The organism is Streptomyces sp. NPDC048277, assembly GCF_040652235.1.
Taxonomy (GTDB): Bacteria; Actinomycetota; Actinomycetes; order Streptomycetales; family Streptomycetaceae; genus Streptomyces.
The window spans coordinates 1-15603 of record NZ_JBEZLQ010000062.1 but is presented as its reverse complement, the minus strand read 5'-3'; the positions used below and the strand labels follow the sequence as shown (position 1 = coordinate 15603).

Annotated in this window: 16 protein-coding genes; 10 read left to right on the top strand and 6 right to left on the bottom strand. The window is 70.3% G+C overall.

The features are described from left to right. Positions 1–370: 370 nt before the first annotated feature. Both AB0D85_RS51720 and AB0D85_RS51715 read right to left on the bottom strand, forming a co-directional pair. Complete coding sequence (locus AB0D85_RS51720; protein WP_362338534.1) at positions 371–985, bottom strand: AAA family ATPase; 615 nt, start codon at positions 983–985, stop codon at positions 371–373. 288 nt (positions 986–1273) lie between these two features. After that, positions 1274–2590 (bottom strand): XRE family transcriptional regulator, encoded by a 1317-nt coding sequence (locus AB0D85_RS51715; protein ID WP_362338531.1) that lies wholly within the window; start codon positions 2588–2590, stop codon positions 1274–1276. A 270-nt stretch (positions 2591–2860) separates the two neighbouring features. On the opposite strand from AB0D85_RS51715, the gene AB0D85_RS51710 reads away from it, so the two are divergent. Next, complete coding sequence (locus AB0D85_RS51710; RefSeq protein ID WP_362338528.1) at positions 2861–3511, top strand: hypothetical protein; 651 nt, start codon at positions 2861–2863, stop codon at positions 3509–3511. Then, a complete protein-coding gene (locus AB0D85_RS51705; RefSeq protein WP_362338525.1) occupies positions 3508–4146 on the top strand; it encodes a hypothetical protein in 639 nt (212 codons plus the stop codon). Before AB0D85_RS51710 ends, AB0D85_RS51705 begins: the two co-directional genes overlap by 4 nt. A gap of 173 nt (positions 4147–4319) precedes the next feature. Here the strand turns inward: AB0D85_RS51705 and AB0D85_RS51700 are convergent, their stop codons facing one another. Beyond that, positions 4320–4832, bottom strand: a complete 513-nt coding sequence (locus tag AB0D85_RS51700) for a hypothetical protein (protein ID WP_362338522.1) — start codon at positions 4830–4832, stop codon at positions 4320–4322. Between the two features lie 166 nt (positions 4833–4998). On the opposite strand from AB0D85_RS51700, the gene AB0D85_RS51695 reads away from it, so the two are divergent. The 3 genes from AB0D85_RS51695 (at position 4999) to AB0D85_RS51685 (ending at position 7755) form a co-directional block, all read left to right on the top strand. Further along, the gene (locus AB0D85_RS51695; protein ID WP_362338519.1) at positions 4999–6657 is read left to right on the top strand and encodes a hypothetical protein; all 1659 of its coding nucleotides are present in this window, start codon (positions 4999–5001) and stop codon (positions 6655–6657) included. Positions 6658–6741: 84 nt separating this feature from the next. Next, complete coding sequence (locus AB0D85_RS51690; protein WP_362338516.1) at positions 6742–7287, top strand: NUDIX domain-containing protein; 546 nt, start codon at positions 6742–6744, stop codon at positions 7285–7287. A 93-nt stretch (positions 7288–7380) separates the two neighbouring features. Then, positions 7381–7755 carry an STAS domain-containing protein gene (locus tag AB0D85_RS51685; protein WP_362338513.1) on the top strand — a complete coding sequence of 125 codons (375 nt, stop codon included), beginning with the start codon at positions 7381–7383 and terminating at the stop codon, positions 7753–7755. A gap of 539 nt (positions 7756–8294) precedes the next feature. Here the strand turns inward: AB0D85_RS51685 and AB0D85_RS51680 are convergent. Both AB0D85_RS51680 and AB0D85_RS51675 read right to left on the bottom strand, forming a co-directional pair. Then, the gene (locus tag AB0D85_RS51680; protein WP_362338510.1) at positions 8295–9635 is read right to left on the bottom strand and encodes a monooxygenase; all 1341 of its coding nucleotides are present in this window, start codon (positions 9633–9635) and stop codon (positions 8295–8297) included. Positions 9636–9826: 191 nt separating this feature from the next. Next, complete coding sequence (locus AB0D85_RS51675; RefSeq protein ID WP_362338507.1) at positions 9827–10276, bottom strand: hypothetical protein; 450 nt, start codon at positions 10274–10276, stop codon at positions 9827–9829. A 427-nt stretch (positions 10277–10703) separates the two neighbouring features. Between AB0D85_RS51675 and trxA the strand changes: the two genes are divergently transcribed. The 3 genes from trxA (at position 10704) to AB0D85_RS51660 (ending at position 12344) form a co-directional block, all read left to right on the top strand. Then, positions 10704–11018 carry a thioredoxin gene (trxA, locus tag AB0D85_RS51670; RefSeq protein ID WP_362338504.1) on the top strand — a complete coding sequence of 105 codons (315 nt, stop codon included), beginning with the start codon at positions 10704–10706 and terminating at the stop codon, positions 11016–11018. Positions 11019–11258: 240 nt separating this feature from the next. Further along, complete coding sequence (locus AB0D85_RS51665) at positions 11259–11858, top strand: cadmium resistance transporter (protein WP_362338501.1); 600 nt, start codon at positions 11259–11261, stop codon at positions 11856–11858. Between the two features lie 348 nt (positions 11859–12206). After that, positions 12207–12344 (top strand): hypothetical protein, encoded by a 138-nt coding sequence (locus tag AB0D85_RS51660; RefSeq protein WP_362338498.1) that lies wholly within the window; start codon positions 12207–12209, stop codon positions 12342–12344. Positions 12345–12504: 160 nt separating this feature from the next. Here the strand turns inward: AB0D85_RS51660 and AB0D85_RS51655 are convergent, their stop codons facing one another. Continuing rightward, positions 12505–13188 carry a hypothetical protein gene (locus AB0D85_RS51655; RefSeq protein WP_362338495.1) on the bottom strand — a complete coding sequence of 228 codons (684 nt, stop codon included), beginning with the start codon at positions 13186–13188 and terminating at the stop codon, positions 12505–12507. Between the two features lie 707 nt (positions 13189–13895). Between AB0D85_RS51655 and AB0D85_RS51650 the strand changes: the two genes are divergently transcribed. After that, complete coding sequence (locus AB0D85_RS51650; RefSeq protein WP_362338492.1) at positions 13896–14204, top strand: transposase family protein; 309 nt, start codon at positions 13896–13898, stop codon at positions 14202–14204. A 100-nt stretch (positions 14205–14304) separates the two neighbouring features. Next, positions 14305–15570, top strand: a complete 1266-nt coding sequence (locus tag AB0D85_RS51645; RefSeq protein ID WP_362338489.1) for an ISL3 family transposase — start codon at positions 14305–14307, stop codon at positions 15568–15570. Positions 15571–15603 lie beyond the last annotated feature (33 nt).

The window sequence follows — 15603 nt, the reverse complement described above, 5'->3', positions numbered from 1 at the left end:
GCTTCTGCTGGAGCTGCCATCATCTTCCCCCGCTTCGTGCGCCGCCGGTTTCCGATCATGATGCATGCTCGGTCGTCGGCCTATAGGGGCGCCCCCGAGTGGCCGGTTACGAGGCTGTGGTGGCCTGTTGGCGAGCGAGGCTCGCCCTGGTGTCCGCGGCCGTCGCCGCGCTGGTCGCACCCGTTACCGCTGCTGCCCCCGCCGTCGCAGGATCCCTCGGCCCTGCTGTGAGCAAATCGCTTGCGCGGCGGGACCTGCCCGAGCTGCCGCCGGCGGATGTCGTGCGCAAGGAACTCGACGAACTCACCGTCGCCTCCCCGCATGCGATGACCGGCTACTCGCGGTCGAAGTTCCCGCACTGGGTCACCCACTACGGCACCTGCTTCCGCAGTGTCCGTCGGAGCGTTTCAAAGGCGGTGGGACGCGGTCGGTCAGGCACGAAGTCGCGGATGCGAAGGGCGCTTTCCCGCGGGCTGCGGAGGCTGGTGTCGAGGTCATGCAGTTCGTGGGAGTGCACCTCGCCATACTGCATGGCGGCCAGCCCCAACTGTCGGTCGCCGCGCGCGATCTCGCGGCGTTCCAGCTCGGGCAGCGGGCAGCGGACGCCGACCAGGACCGTGTCTTCAGGGACGAGCAGGTCGAGGAGGTCGAGCAGCCGCCACCGGCGGCTGAGCGGATAGTCGACGACGAGGTTGTTGCCGCCTGCGGCCATGCCGGCGACAGCACGATGGAAGCCCTTTGCGGTGCGGTCGATCTCAGCCTGGAGATCTTCGTCCGGTATCTCGCGATTGCAGCGCATGGCGTGGAAGGCGTCCACCGGGACGTGGAACCACGTCCCGTCGAGGATGTCGACGAGTTCCCGGGCAATGCTGGTCTTGCCGGAGCTGGACGTGCCGTTGAGGAGGATGACCGTGCCGCCGGCTGCGGTGTCGGGGATACGCGCGTGGGCCGGGTCCGCTGTTCCCACGGCCGCCTCGGTTGCCATAGTGCCGTCCTTCCGCCGCGCGACCTGACAGCGGCGACGCTGAGCTGGGTGTGCTGCCGCCGTGATCATTGCAGGCGGGGTAAAGGGGCGCCTCCTCTTTACCGTGCCCCCTGGATTTACATGCAGAGAGCTTCCAAATCAGGTTCTCACGATCTGGGGGGGCGTACCTGCTCGACAAAGTGGCGCCGCTCAGGTCGTGTGCGTGTGGTCAAGCAGCATCACGGCATACAGCGGGGAGTCCGGGAACGGCTGGCGTTCGCCGTCCTTCCGGTGGGTGGCTGTCTTCGGCTACACGACGGCGAGTTGGAGGAACTCTGAAACGCCCTGGGTACGGCTGTATGGCTGGAAGCGGGGGAGGAGGCCGTCGATGAGGCTGATGCAGCGGGGTGCTCCGATTCGGCGGGCCAGGAGCAGGGACTGGCTGGCGGCGGCCGCGGCGGCCTCGGGTTCTTTGAGGTCGAGGTAGCTGGCGGCGCGGTAGGCGAGGAAGACCCCTCGGGTCTTGTCGCGGGCTGTGGGCAGCAGGTGTTCGCCCTCGGTGATGAGCTGGTGGGCGCGGCCGGTGTCGCCGAGGTCCAGGAGGGCCTGGCCGGAGTCGACGGCGAGGTCGGCCTCGGACACCCAGGCACACCAGGCGGGCCGGTCGGTCCCGGCATCGCTGAGGTGTTGCTCGGCCGCGGCGAGTGCGCGCAGGACCGTGCGGCGTTCGCTTCGGTCGCCCTGGGCGGCGAGGGCGCGGGCGAGTCGCAGCTGGAGCAGGCAGCGGGCGGCCGGGTTGTTGGCGCGGGTCAGGGCGTGGTTGAGGATGTGGACCGCGGTGGTGTGGTCGTGGCGCCAGGCGGCTTGGTAGGCGAGGTCGCCCAGGAGGCCGGCGCCCATGTCGTGGTCTTTGGCGGCGCGGGCGTTGTGCAGGCCGGCGATCCAGTACTGGCTGGCGTGGGTGTGGCGGCCCTGGTCGAAGCGGTGCCAGGCGACCGTCTGGGCCAGGGAGGCGGCGAGTGTGTGCAGGCGCAGTCCGACGGCCGGGGTGCAGTGGCCGTGCGTGAGGAGATCGGTCACGGTGGACAGGCAGGCGTCCAGCAGGGCGGGGGCGTGCTGGCGCTCTTCGGTGGCGAGGCCGCCAAGGCGCTGGCCGGTGGTCTCTAGGAGCGCGACGAAGTCCTCGTCGACCGGCTTGCCGTCACGGGCCCGGGCGAGCGCCGTGGCGGGGCCCGCAGCCCAGTCCGCGGCCAGCGCGGCCAGGGCAGTGCCGGGGATCGTCATGAAGGTACGGCGTTCCATAGCGGTTCGCAGAGCCTCTCTCAGGGCGTACACGGAGCTGTGGGGTCCGAACGGGATGACGCCGTCAGCGGTGAGCGGTATCCAGTTCGGCCAGTCGTCGGCGCGGACGATGTCGGCGGGCCATCCGAGCGCTTCGGCGATGTAGATCTGTGATTCCTCGCTGGGCCTGACGCCGCGTTGCCATTTGCGGACCCGCGCCTCGTCCGTGCCGGAGCGCAGACCGCGCCGGGCGGCCGCATCGCGGATGCCGGAGACGAATTCCTCCATCGTCATGCCGAGCGCAAGCCGCGCCAGAACCAGCGGATGACGGGCGGTCTCTTCCACGCCTCCATCCAATCACTCAGCGCACAAGGCTGGTTACTGCTTCGCAGCGCGGGACCCCCCTCAGCCCGTCGACTCCATCGAACATCTGATCCCAGTCTTGATGGGCAACGAAGTGCCGCCGGGCTCATACCCCGGTGGCCGTCGCCCCTTCCTGCCCACCGGCACCGGCAACCGCAGGCAGCTTCAGACGCTGCGGTTCCGGTCCGACGTGGGCGGTGCCCGCCGCTCTCACGGCGCGGGTATCCCTTCAGCCTTCTCCGGAGGTACGTCATGCGTGTCCTCATCGACGGCCTGGACCTGTCCGGCAAGACCACGCTGACCGCCGCGCTGGCGGCCGAACTCGCCGCGCGGGGGCGGACGGTGGTCGAGCACAGGGGCTTCCTGGCCGGCCGCCATCCCGCTCGCCGCGCGCTGAAGAAGCTGCCGCTGGTGCGCCAGCCCGACAGCACGCTGGTCACCACCGCCTACCTGACCGCCGGATACCTGGTCGACTCCCTGCTCGTGCGGGCCGCCGCGCCCGAGCCGCCCGGCTCCGTGCTCATCCAGGACGGCTACGTGGACCGCACGGTCGCGTTCGGCATGGCCGGCGGCCCCTACCTGTCGGCCGCCCTCGCGCTGCGCTGGCCGCACCTGTTCGCGCCGTTCGACCTCGCCGCCCCCGCCGAGGTCCGGCGAACCCGGCTCGGCGCGCGGGAGACGCCGGACGCCGTGGACATCCGAGGGGTGGAAGACGCCCGGTTCGCCGACACGTTCAACGCGATGCTCACCTTGGGCATGGGCCGCCGCCACACCCGGCTGCTGGTCCTCGACACCTCCGTGCACCAGCCCGAGGAGATGGCCACCACCATCGCCGACGCCCTTCTCACCATCCCGGCCTCCGGAGCCATCCGGCTGTCCGGGGCCCTGGAGCGTGCCGCGTGACGGGCCAGGCCCTGCTCGACACCGCCCTCGCCGAAGCCGCGGACCGCGCCCTGGCCGACGCGCTGGGCGGCCGGGTGCTGGTGTCCGCCGAGCGGTTCTGCGCCTCGATGCGCACCCTCTACACCGGACCCGCCCCTCTTCCGTCGGCCCGCCCGGCGGTCGCGGTCGGCTGCTACCCCGGCTGGTCCGGTGCCGTGCCGGACACCGTCCTCGCCGCCGAGACCCGCACCCGCGTGCGTGGTCCCGGGCAGCGGCACGCCTGGATGCAGGCCGTCGACGCCGAGGCGTCCGCGCTCCTGCGCATCCTCCCGGCCCCGCCCGTGATCGCCGCCTGGTACGCCACCGACCAGCTGCGCCGGTGGGCAGGCCCGGGCGGCACCGTCGCCGCGATCGACGGCCGGCTGCGGGCCGCGGTCGAAGACAAGGCCGCCTTCGACGCGCTGCTGCGCGCCGCCGGCGTGCCGGAGCGGACGCGGATCCCGTGCGTGCGCATCGACGGCAGGCTGCCGGGCCTGGCCGAGCTGCGCCGCCGGGTCGGGGCGGAGCGGCTGGTGGTGCAGTCCGGCGCGGACTCCGGCGGCAGGGGCACCGTGTTCGTCGACACCGAGGAGGCCTCGCTCGCGCCGCGCGCATGAACGGCCCGTACAAGGCCGCCGCGTTCGTCGGCGGCTGGTCCTCGAACGCGACGGTCCTGACGGTCCCGGACGGGCACGGATGGGTGTCGGTGTACGTGGACCGCCCCTCCCACAAGGCCGTCGGGATCCCGGAGGCAGGCATCGGGCCGGGCAAGAGCGCGGGCAACGACTGGTCACGGCCATGGCCGGCGCAGGCCGCCGCCGACCTCGTGGACGCCGCCGTACGCGTCGGCGAGCATCTGTGGCACACCCGCCGCATGGCGGGCCTGTTCGGGCTGGACGGCATCCTCACCAGCGGCGGGTGCGTGCCGTTCAACGAGATCAACTGCCGCAACCAGGGCACCACCGAGGTCTCGGGAGGCAACCAGCAGCTGCGCGGGCTGCCCCCGTTCACCGCCGCCCACCTGACCGTCCTGCTCGGCGGTAGGCCCGACTGGCTGCCCGCCGCCGACGACTTCAACCAGGCCACCATCCGGGCCGCGACCAGCGCCGGGCCCGGGCCATTCTACCTCAAGCTCCGTCACCACGGCGACCGTCCCGTACGGCTGACCGGGCTGCGCGGGCCGGGAGTCTACCGCCTGGCCGCCGAGGGCCCCGGCCTGACGTGGGTACGTCCCGGCACCCATCCCCTCCAGGCCGACGCCGACCGCGGGGAGGTCCTGCTGACCAGCCTCCCTGGCGAGCACGTCGTGTGCCTGCCCGGCGCCGAATTCGGCACCGCCGAGGGCCTCCCAGCGGCCCCGGCCGCCCCTTCGCCGGTCCGCACCAGCTCTCCGGTCCCGGCCAAGACCTGCTGGACGCGCTGGCCGCCCACCTCACCCCGACCGCCTTACCCCCAGCGAGGTGACCTCCATGACCTCCGCCATCACCACCACCACTACCGTGCCCGGGCTGCTGGATCAGCTGCGGACCCTGCCCGACGACGCCTTCACCCGCCTCCAGTACGCGGCCCCGCAGGTCGGCTGCTTCAACGGGTGCGCGATGTGCTCGCAGGGCGCCGGCCGCGACACCTGGGGCCTGACCCGCCAAGGGCTGACCGGCCTGCTCACCGCCGTCGGGCAGGTCGCCGCCGAGCGGGGCCTGGCCGTCGCCTCCGGCCGCATCCACCGCCCCCGAGTGGTCTTCCCCTACCTGGACAACGACATCGGCTCCTACCCCCACCTCGACCTCTACGCCCGGCTCGCCCGCGACGTCCTCGGCGTGAAGCTGCGCATCTCCACCGTCGGCTACTCCTCCCGCTCCCCTCAGCTCACCGCCATGCACGAGCGCCTGGTGGCCGAGCTCGGCGACTGCTTCGACGGGATCCGCTTCTCCATCACCCCCTACACCGCCGGCTTCGCAGGCCGGTTCGGCACCCGCCGCGAGGCGTACGTCGCCGACCTGGCCGACGCGCTGCGCACCTACCGGCCGCTGCTGGACGCGCTCGGGCACGGCGCCGCGACCGCCGCGTGCGAGCTGCGGTTCGCGCCGCTGGTCGGCGTCGGCGAGCTGACCGACACCGTCATCGACGGCCACCACGTCCTCGCGGTCGGCCCCCACCTGCTCATCTCCCTGGATCCCTCCGACGGCGAGCTGCCCGAGACCGTGATCGAGCGGCTGGATGACCGCACTCAGCCGGTCTACTCCCTCCCCGGCGTCCGGTACCTCCACATCACCGCCGACCAGGCCCAGCCCACCCGGGAGACGGTGCAAGCCGCGCTCGACGGCACCCTCCACGTGCCGCATCGGGCCCGGTCGGTGCGGCTGCACCGCTTCACCAACGCCGACGGCCCGTACTACGCGGCCGACTGCGACTTCCACAGCGACGGCACGTTCACCGCCCTGCACCTCTACCCGGCCACCGGCGTCCGGCCCAACTCCGGCTACACCGACGCCACCCGCCCCCTCCTGAATGCGCTGCTCGTCCACAAGCGGCGCCACGGCCTCGCCCGGCGCGGCGAGTACCCGGCCGCCACCGACAGAGACGTGACCGCCGTCCTGAACGCGCTCGCCGACCGCGCGCAGGAGCTGGAGCCGGTCGACGCCGCGGCCGCCGCCCACCTGCGCGAGCAGATCCACCCCCAAGCCGCCTTCTACGCCGACGCCCTGCGGCAGGCCGGATACCCGCCAAGCCTGTTCTTCTCCCGTGCCTTCACCATCGACACCGGCCAGATCGTCAACCAGGGCCGCGCCGAGAAGCTGTTCCGGGGGCTGACCGCCACCAACGGCGAGCCGATGACCCCACGCGAGGAACGAGGCTTCGGGCAGGCCAGCCTGTCCACCGTCACCCCGCTGCCCCTCACCCCGGCCGGCCGCCTGCCGGTCGCCGTCACCGGGAAGAAGAACCCGACCACCGCCGCGCCGAGCCTGCTGGTGGAGGAGATGGACCCCTGCCACCTCTCCCCGGTCATGCGGGCCACCGGCTGCCGTCTGCGCCGCCACACCCTCACCCTGCCGGACGGCTGGATCGAGCACACTACTATGACGGACGGCCGGGCGTCGTGCGCCCTGCCCGGCCTGCCCACCGCCTGAGCCCCTACAGCTCCTGGGGCCCGGGCGGGGGAACTACGGGTGAACCCCGCCCGGGCCCTGGGCACGGCCGTGATACTGGCCGCCATGACGAGCACTCCCGAGCAGTCGACGGCCGCCGCGTTCTCCCGGATCAAGATCCGCACGGGGGCGCTCGTCTTCTGCGGCGACGAGGTTGCCCTCATCCGCCGGGACCGAGCCGACTCCACCCACTACACCCCGCCCGGCGGCAACGTCGAACACGGCGAAGACCTCGACGGTGCCCTCGCCCGCGAGCTACAGGAAGAACTCGGCCTTGACGTCGGACAGGCCGAAGGTTGCGAACTGCTGTGGGTCATCGACCAGCGCGTCACCCGTCCCGGCCCGACCCCGCCGCCCCGCAAGATCCACCTGATCTACCGCCTGCACATCACCGAGAACGTCCGCGCCACGCTCGCCGAGCAGGAGCTGGACGAACTCCCCGACGGCAGCCACGAGGTCGGCGTGATCGAGTGGGTCGACCACCGCAAGGCCGCCGACCTGCCCATCTTCCCGCCCATCGGCCCCGCCCTCGCCACCCTCCCCGACCCCCGGGCACCCGTCACCAACGCCGCCCTGGCCGCAGTCACTGACGAGAACTACAGCTGGGTATGAACACGTAGCGACGCAGGCCCGGGGGGTGAGCGGGGTGCGGACGGCGCGCACACCCGGGCGCCCGCCGCGCCCGGCCCCCTTTTCGCAGCCCGTGTGCTGCGCCGGCGCAGGAACAGCCGGCGCCGGGCAGCGCCGCCAGTCCCCCGTACGGCGCTGCCGTACCTGACCCAGTACGAGCGGGAGGGGGTGTGGGTGGTGGCCGTCCACGGTGCCTTCGACTTCAACTCCGCTCCGCTTCTGGCGGCGGCGCTCCAGGACGCGGCCACCACCCACAAGCGGGTCGTCGTGGACGCGGCCGGGGTGACGTTCGCGGACTCCACCGTCCTGAACGTGCTGCTGCGCTTCCACCAGGGGCACCATTTGCGCCTGGCCCGGCCCGCGCGCCAGCTCCTGCGGGTCCTGGAGCTGACCGGCGCGGACCAGGTCCTGGACATCAGGGCGGCCGTGGACGACGCCGTCACCCCATGAGGCCGGCGGCCGCGCCGTGCGGCGGCACGGACCGTAGCTGTAGGTTCTCAAGTCGCGTGTCATACGGTGGCGCTGTGACCTGCGGCTCTGTCTGGCGTCTCACGCCGTTGCCTCCGTTGGTTGTCTCAGTTTCCGTGTCATTTCCTCGGCTCTCGTGTTCGATGCGAGCCGCTGCCCTGAGTTTTGCGTCTGATGGTCGCTCCTGCCCCCGCGCGCGCCGCTGTCAGTGCGCCTGCTTTCACCAACCGCTGGCGCCGGGCCTAGACACGGATCAATACTGTTGCGGCTTCCTGGTCGCCATGTTCAGCCCGTACGTACCCTGCGACGCGTTCGACCGTCTGGAGAGCAGCGGGGTCCGGCCATGGACTACGTCTGCCCGAGCGCCGACGTGCTCGTCGGCACCACCGCCGCGCCGGAGGCGGTCCTGGATTTCGGCCTGCCCGACGTGGACGGACGACCTCGACGTCTGCCGCAGCCTCTGCTCCCACTTCTGCGTCCCCACCCTCTGCCAGCGGTACGTGTTCAGGCCTGTGAGGCGTTCAGGCTGTGGGTGTTCGCGGGTTTCTGCCGGGACGGGGTCCGATGAGGACGCGGGAGAGCAGGCGCGGGTCGGCGAGTGCCAGGGGACCTGCGGTCATGTGGAAGAGACGGGAGAAGGTGGTGTAGAGCCGTGGGTCGTGAGGGACGGTGTCGATCAGGCGGTCCATGAACGCGTTGGCGGCTTTGACGTGCCAGGTGGGCTGTGACTGTTCCCAGGCTCGGTCGGGTGTGGTTGCCATCAGCCACGAGAAGGCGGTGATGCGTGCCAGCCTCTTCTGGAAGCTCTGCTCGTCCAGTGGGGTACGGGTCCGTTTGCTGCGGAGCATCTGCTCCAGGAGGCGGGCTTCGAGTGCGGCGACTGTCATGCCCTGGCCGTAGGCGGGGTTGAAGGTGCATACGGAGTCCCCGAGGGCGATGAGACCCTCGGGCCAGCGGGGGAGGCGGTGGTAGGCGGTCTTGCGGTTGACGGTGCGGGCGTAGCGGCGCACCGGGGAGGCGGGCGGCAGGACGGCGATGGTCTCGGCGATCGGGCCGCGCAGGGTCTGGGCGTAGGCGAGGAAATCATCGTCGCCGTGGGGGAGTGGGGTTCCGCCGGCTCCGTGCAGGGTGACGTGGAGTGTGTTGTTCTCGATCTGGATCGCGTAGCAGCCTTTGTGGAAGTCGGGGGCTCGCAGGGGTTCGAGCAGGCCCATCCAAGGGGGCCGGGACTGTCCTTCGGGGTAGAGGTAGGTGCGTGAGGCGTAGCCGATCCGGGCGTCGACGGTGGTTGTACGGGGGCTGGGCAGGCCGAGGCCGGCCAGCCACCGCGGCAGGTGGGAGGACCGGCCCGAGGCGTCCACCACGAGGTCCGCGGCGATCTCGTCCTCGCCTTCGGCGCCCATGACGCGGACCCCCGTGACGCTTCCGGGACCGGCCGTGCGCAGGCCGGTGACCGCCAGGCCGTCCCGCAGAGTGACGGGCTCAAGTGCAGCCACCCGCCGACGCAGCACATGCTCGAGGAGAGGCCGGGAGAAAGCCTGGATCGGCATGCCCATCGGCACCGGCGGCGGTGTGCCCTTGGGGAGTACGGCGCACAGACCTTCACCCCAGTCCCACACGGGTGCGCCGGCCTCCGCCAGCTCGGCCCGCAGCCCGGGGAAGAAGCACTCCAGCACTTCGGCCCCAAGGGCGAGGAGGCCGTGCACATGATGCCCCTGGGGAACCCCGGAGCGGGGTGTGGGCGTGTTCGGAAGCGTGTCCCGCTCGATGACGGTGACGGCCTCGAAATGGCCGGCCAGAACCCGGGCGGCCACGAGCCCGGCTGTGCCTGCCCCGATCACCACCGCGCGCCCGGTGCTCATATCCGTTGGCATGCTGCCCCTCCCCGTCGTGGGCCGGCACCCGCTGCTGCCCGGCCCTACCCTGCCCAGACCGGCGATATGTACACGAAAAGTACCCGAATGATTACTTAACGTAATTCCTGTGTGGGTGGCCGTGCGGGGCACACGACGTGGTGAACGGTCTGAACAGCTGCTGCGGTGGGCAGCGGAGCCTAAGCGGGGTGGCAGCAGGTTCTGGACGCGCCGAGCCGCACGACCAGCTCCAGCAGCCGGGCCCGTACCTCCGCCCCGTCCAGCAGGTCCCGCTCGAAACGATCCTGGACGCTCGCGGACACCAGCAGGGCGGCGGGGGTGACGGGGCGGGGATCCCAGCCGCGGGCCCGCTCCGATGCGGTCCGCCCGGCGCGTGCTCCCAGGATCTGCTGAACCGTCCCCGTCGGCAGCGCGGCCAGCCGCGCCACCATGTCGATGCCGTACCGGCGCAGCACTGCCGCGTGCCGGGGACCGATCCCGTGCAGCGCCTCCACCTCCAGCGCGCCCAGCCACTGCACGATGTCCTCCGGGGCCACCGCCACGATGCCGCCCGACGCCGGCGCCGGCGCCTGCGCCGAAGCCGTCGCCGCGACCGTCCAAGAGCTCGCGACCCCGATCTGCAGATCCACCCCCCAGCCGCGCCACCGACCGCAACCGGGCCACCTCCGCCAGCCGACGCCCACCGGCCCCGTAATAGCGCAGCGCCCCCTTCGGCTCCACCAGAGCCGCGGACGGCGGCAGGGCCTGCACGACAGCGGACAGATCCGCGAGCAGCTCCAGAACCTGCCGGTACGTCTCCTCCCGCACCCCCTGAGGGCAGCGCACATGCATCACTGTCGCCACCTGACCGGCATGCCCGTTCACGCTCACGGCACCCACCTCCCGCACCGGACAATACCGAACGCTTATTCGAACACGCGATCCGGGCAACTCCGCCAGGCTGCCGTGCGGCGAGGAGCCGGGCGCGTAATGATCGCGTAGAAAGATCAGTTTTCACCCCATAGTTCCGCGTGCAGTCAGCTCGCTGATGGGGTGCACGCCGACGGAGGGATCGCAATGAAGGCTGTGACCGACGCCGACTTCGAAACCGCGGTACTCAAGAGCGACAAGCCGGTACTCGTCCAGTACTGGGCCCAATGGAGTGATCCCAGCCGCACGTTCTCCCCGGTTGTGCAGGAGATCGCGACCGAACAGGCGGACAAGCTGGTGACCGTCAAGATGAACGTCGACACCAACCCTCTGACCACGGAAGAGTTCGGGGTCACCGACCTCCCCACCCTGCTCGTCTTCCAGAACGGCGAGATGGTCAAAAAGATCGTCGGGGCCAAGCCCAAGAGCGCGCTGCTCCGCGATCTGGCCACGTTCATCTGACCGAGCCCGGTGAGCGGCCGCCGCTGGCCGAGCCGCTCACCTCAGGGCTCGGCGGCCTCGTCAGGACCCTGGCTGGGCGCGCTCACTCTTCGATGGCACGTGATCAGGGTTCGCTGGCACGGGGCTGTCCTGTGACAGCCAAACGTGAGCCGTGCCATCGAGCCTTGAGCACCCTCAACATCTGAGGGCTGGCGTGCGCTCGATACTCTCGCTCGGCACCCGAGCGAGAGGCCATCCGCTGTGAATCTGGGCATCATCGGGCAGGCGGCCGGCCTGTTCGCCGTCACCAACATCGACGACATCCTGATCTTGTCCTTGTTCTTCGCCCAGGGCGCCGGACATTCCGGATCGGCCGGTCGGATCATCCTCGGCCAGTACCTTGGGTTCGCCGCCATCCTGACCGTCGCGATCGCCGCCGCGTTCGGTGCAACCTTCCTTCCCGAGTCCGCTATCCCCTACCTCGGCCTGTTGCCCCTCGCGCTCGGCATCAAGGCGGCCTGGCAGGTGTGGAAGCACCGCAGTGACGACGGCGACGAAGAGACGGAGGCCAAGACGGGCGGCCCCAGGGCGCTGGAGGTCGCGGCGGTCACCTTCGCCAACGGAGGCGACAACATCGGCGTGTACGTGCCCGTGTTCGCTACCGCCGGCATCAGCGGGATGACCGTGTACGCGATCGTCTTCTTGGTCCTGGTCGCCGCGTGGTGCTTCGCAGGCAGGCACTTCGCCACCCGACCCGTCATCGCCAAGGGGCTCAGCCGCTGGGGTCACGTCCTCCTGCCTGCCGTGCTCATCGCCATCGGCCTGCTCATCCTCATCGAGGGTGGCGCCTTCGGCCTGTAGCCGGAGGAGGGCAACACCACCGCTCAAAGTTCGATGGCACACGCTCAAGGTTCGTTGTCACAGGACAGGGGCAACGCGAGGCGCGACACACGATCCGAGGGCATAGAATCGCAAATGTGTTCGATGACCTTCCGCCTGACCTGGAGCGACTGCAGACCTTAGAAGTTACGTGGAATCTGACTGGGTGAGCCTGTAGCCCGGCTGGCGAGAGCCAGCCGGGGAGGACGTCAGTCGGGCAGGCGGTCCATCAGCCAGTCACCGAGTTCCTCCGTTACGGCCGTGTGCGCGGTCGTCTCGGAGGAGCAGATGAAGTAGTCGGCGTCGCTGTCCGACGGGTCGAGTTCGTCGATGTCCGCGTACAGGTTCTTCTGCGCGTCGATGTCGCGGATCGAGACGGCGCTGACCGAGGGAACGAAGCAGACCTCCTCGTGGCGCAGTTCGACCTTGGCGCCGAACTTCTTCAGCGTGTCGGCGAGGATCCCGTAGGTGCGCAGGGTGCCGCCGGGGGCGCCGTCGAGCTCCGGGAAGCCGGAGGTCTTGATGGTCTTCTCGGCCTTGGGGAACCGCCGCTTCAGCTCGGCGACGATGACGTCCTTGCCCTGGGCCTGGGTGTAGAAGGTGGTGCCGGGGTAGATCCGCTCGACCTTCAGCGCGGTCTCGCCGGGGGCACGGCCGGGCCGGTGCCGTCACCGCGGCCGTTGGCGAGCGCGAAGATGCGCGGGATGCGCGGCCAGTTGCCGACCTCCGCCAGCTTCTCCAGGAACTCCTTGCGCTCCGGCGCGATCCCGATCTCGCCGCTCTTGGGGTCGTAGTGCCGCCACAGCGTCTGCCGGGCGGCCGGACTGTTCATCTGCCGGGCGAAGTCGTTCGCGACGGGGATGAAGTGCGCGAACGCCTGGACGCCGACCGGGATGACGGCGCCGCGGTGCGGACTGTCCCAGGAGAAGTAGGCGGTGGTGCGGTGGTCCATCCGCTCGCTCTCCATCCTGGCGAGGGCGTAGCGGGTGACCAGGCCGCCCATACTGAAGCCGCCCACCATCAGCCGTGCATCACCGAGCTGCTCGGCCTGCGTGCGCATGATGCACGCGATCGCCGCCTCGGCGTTGTCCAGGATGGAGGCGCTGCGCTCGTCGAAGCCGAGCAGGATGACGGTACGGCCGCGGCGGCGCATATTGCCGAGGAGGGGGTAGTCACGGTCGAGGCCGGCGTAGAGCCACTTCAGGTCGCTGCGGCCGAGGTTGAAGCCGTCGGCCATGATCACCGGCCGGAAGACGCCCGGGTGGCCCTCGCCGTAGAAGACATGTGCGAAGCCGTTCGGCAGCTGCCACACCGCGTCCGGCTCCGGTACCGGGTAGGGCAGCTCGGCCGGGGGCGTGGAGCTCAGGGGGGGTGGGGAGGGTGAACTCCCCGACGCTCTGCTCGGCCTTCTCGTCCTGCTGTTCGGACACAGCCGGTCTCCTTCCGGATACGCGCAGCGCGCAGCAGCCCGGCGGACCCGGGCAAGGGGGCTGCGGACGGCGCGAAGATCACAACCATCTTCAGCACACCGGCCGCCACTTCCCCGGACACCGCTCCCTGCATCCCTCGTACGAAGGCACCTCTGTCGGCAGTCGCTTCATCCGGATAGTCGTCAAACCATGCCGTCGCGTGCATCCGCGTGCGGATGGAGTCCCGCAACGGCGGCAGCCTTCCCCAAGATTCACACCGTCGGTCTACCGAGGACACCGCGTCCGACTGCGAACTGATCGTGTGAGAGAACGATCGTTTCGCGTGAGGACCCCGACGCCGTACGCATTCCGAATTCCACAGAATGCGGATCTGGACGGCCCGGTGCCTCGAACAGATCGACCGCAAGATCGCCCAGCTCCGGCAGCGGCAGGCGGAAGAGGAGTACGGACGGCGCAACCGGCCCCGGCCCCCGGACTGGATCGTCGAACTCGGTTCTGGCTCACTTTCCGTGGATCACCACGCTGAGTGACCTTCGGCGGGTGGGCGGGCATGCTGGAAGCTGCCCGAAACTGATCCGCCCCGACTGCGGTGTGGCTGACCGTACGACCCGTGGAAGAAGTGGTGCTCCGGTTGGAGGAGTTACTGTTCCCCTCGATCGCGGACGTGGCTGTGCTGTCGGTCGACGTGAACGACGAGGCGGTACGCGTCGAGGCCCGAAGCACGGTGGCAGGGGCCAATTGCCCTGGCTGCGGGAGCTGGTCCCGGCGGATTCACAGCTCCTACCTGCGGTTTCCCGCTGATGTGCCCAGCGGAGGCAGACGGGTCGTCCTCTGCTTACGCGTCCGACGGTTCCTCTGTCCTGTCATCTCGTGCGGGCGCCGGACCTTCGCCGAGTAGATGTCGGGGCTGACTCGTCGGTATGGCCGGCGGACCGAGCGCCTGCGGTCGACGCTGGCCGCGGTCGGTCTCGCGCTCGCCGGTCGGGCCGGGGCCCGGCATGGCGAGCGTCTTCGGCGTGCCCGTCAGCCGCAGTACGGTGCTCAGGCTGGTCGAAGCCTTGCCCGACCCCGAAGTTCCGGCTGCGCGCGTTGTTGGTGTCGATGAGTACGCGACCCGCAAGGGCCGCCACTACGGGACCGTCCTGGTCGACGTCGAAGGCCGTAGGCCGGTGGACCTACTGCCCGACCGGGAGGCATCCAGCCTGGCCGCTTGGCTCGCGAAGCGGCCCACGGTGGAGGTGGTATGCCGTGATCGGGCACCGTTCTTCGCTGAAGGCCACGCCGCCGGGGCGCCCCAGGCGGTGCAGGTTGCGGACCGGTGGCACCTCTGGCACAACGTGAGCGAAGCCGCCGAGCGTTGTGTCGCAGACCACCGCGGGTGTCTGCGGGTGCTGGCGCCGGATCCAGCCCAGCCTGCCCCCGAGATGGAGAAGTTCGAAGACCCGTCCGGCTCGCCGTGGCCTACCGGACATCGATTCGCCGACCGCACCCGCGCCAAGCACGCGACCGTCCACGAACCGGTGGCCGCCGGACTCAGCCGGAGGGCGATTGGCCGCCAACTCCGCATGACCTCACGCACCGTCAAGCTTTTCGCCGACGCAGCCACCCCGGAGGACCTCTTCCGCGGGCAATGGCAAGGTCGACCGTCCAAGCTCGACGCGTTCAAGCCCTACCTGGATGACCGCTGGAACCAGGGCTGCACGAACGCCTGGACGGTCTGGGAGGAGATTGTGTCGCTCGGCTATCAGGGCAGCTACCAGTGGGTTCGCGCCTACTTCCGGGAGAAGCGAACCTCGCCCAGCCCGATCACAGCTCGGCCACCGTCACCCCGCGTCGTCGCCAGCTGGATCCTCTGGCGACCTGAGACCCTCTCGGAGATCGACCACCTTCGGCTCAAGGCTGTCTTGGTCCACTGCCCAGAACTCGACGCCCTCACCAGTCACGTCCGTTCCTTCGCCCAGATGCTCACCGAGCGCCAGGGCGAACGGCTACCGCAGTGGCTCGACTCCGTCCGGCAAGACGACCTCCCCAGCCTCCACACTCTCGCCGCGGGCATCGAACGTGACCGCGATGCCGTCATCGCCGGCCTCACCCTGCCCTGGAGCTCCGGCGTCGTCGAAGGACACGTCAACCGGACCAAGATGCTCAAGCGCCAGATGTTCGGACGGGCCGGCTTCGCTCTGCTGCGGAAAAGGGTTCTTCTGTCGGCGTCGGCTGAACCCGGACCCAGTTTGGCCGGGTCAAAAGTGACCTTCGCGTCTTGAGTTGCGGTTGGTTCAGTCGTTGTTGTTCGTGGT

Bases quoted from the DNA above. Each gene is read 5' to 3' on its own strand.
- AB0D85_RS51690 (WP_362338516.1), top strand. From the start codon at position 6,742: ATGACGAGCACTCCCGAGCAGTCGACGGCCGCCGCGTTCTCCCGGATC.
- AB0D85_RS51680 (WP_362338510.1), bottom strand. From the start codon at position 9,635: ATGAGCACCGGGCGCGCGGTGGTGATCGGGGCAGGCACAGCCGGGCTC.
- AB0D85_RS51645 (WP_362338489.1), top strand. From the start codon at position 14,305: ATGGCGAGCGTCTTCGGCGTGCCCGTCAGCCGCAGTACGGTGCTCAGG.
- AB0D85_RS51660 (WP_362338498.1), top strand. From the start codon at position 12,207: ATGTCCGCGTACAGGTTCTTCTGCGCGTCGATGTCGCGGATCGAGACG.
- trxA (WP_362338504.1), top strand. From the start codon at position 10,704: ATGAAGGCTGTGACCGACGCCGACTTCGAAACCGCGGTACTCAAGAGC.
- AB0D85_RS51720 (WP_362338534.1), bottom strand. From the start codon at position 985: ATGGCAACCGAGGCGGCCGTGGGAACAGCGGACCCGGCCCACGCGCGT.
- AB0D85_RS51695 (WP_362338519.1), top strand. From the start codon at position 4,999: ATGACCTCCGCCATCACCACCACCACTACCGTGCCCGGGCTGCTGGAT.
- AB0D85_RS51710 (WP_362338528.1), top strand. From the start codon at position 2,861: ATGCGTGTCCTCATCGACGGCCTGGACCTGTCCGGCAAGACCACGCTG.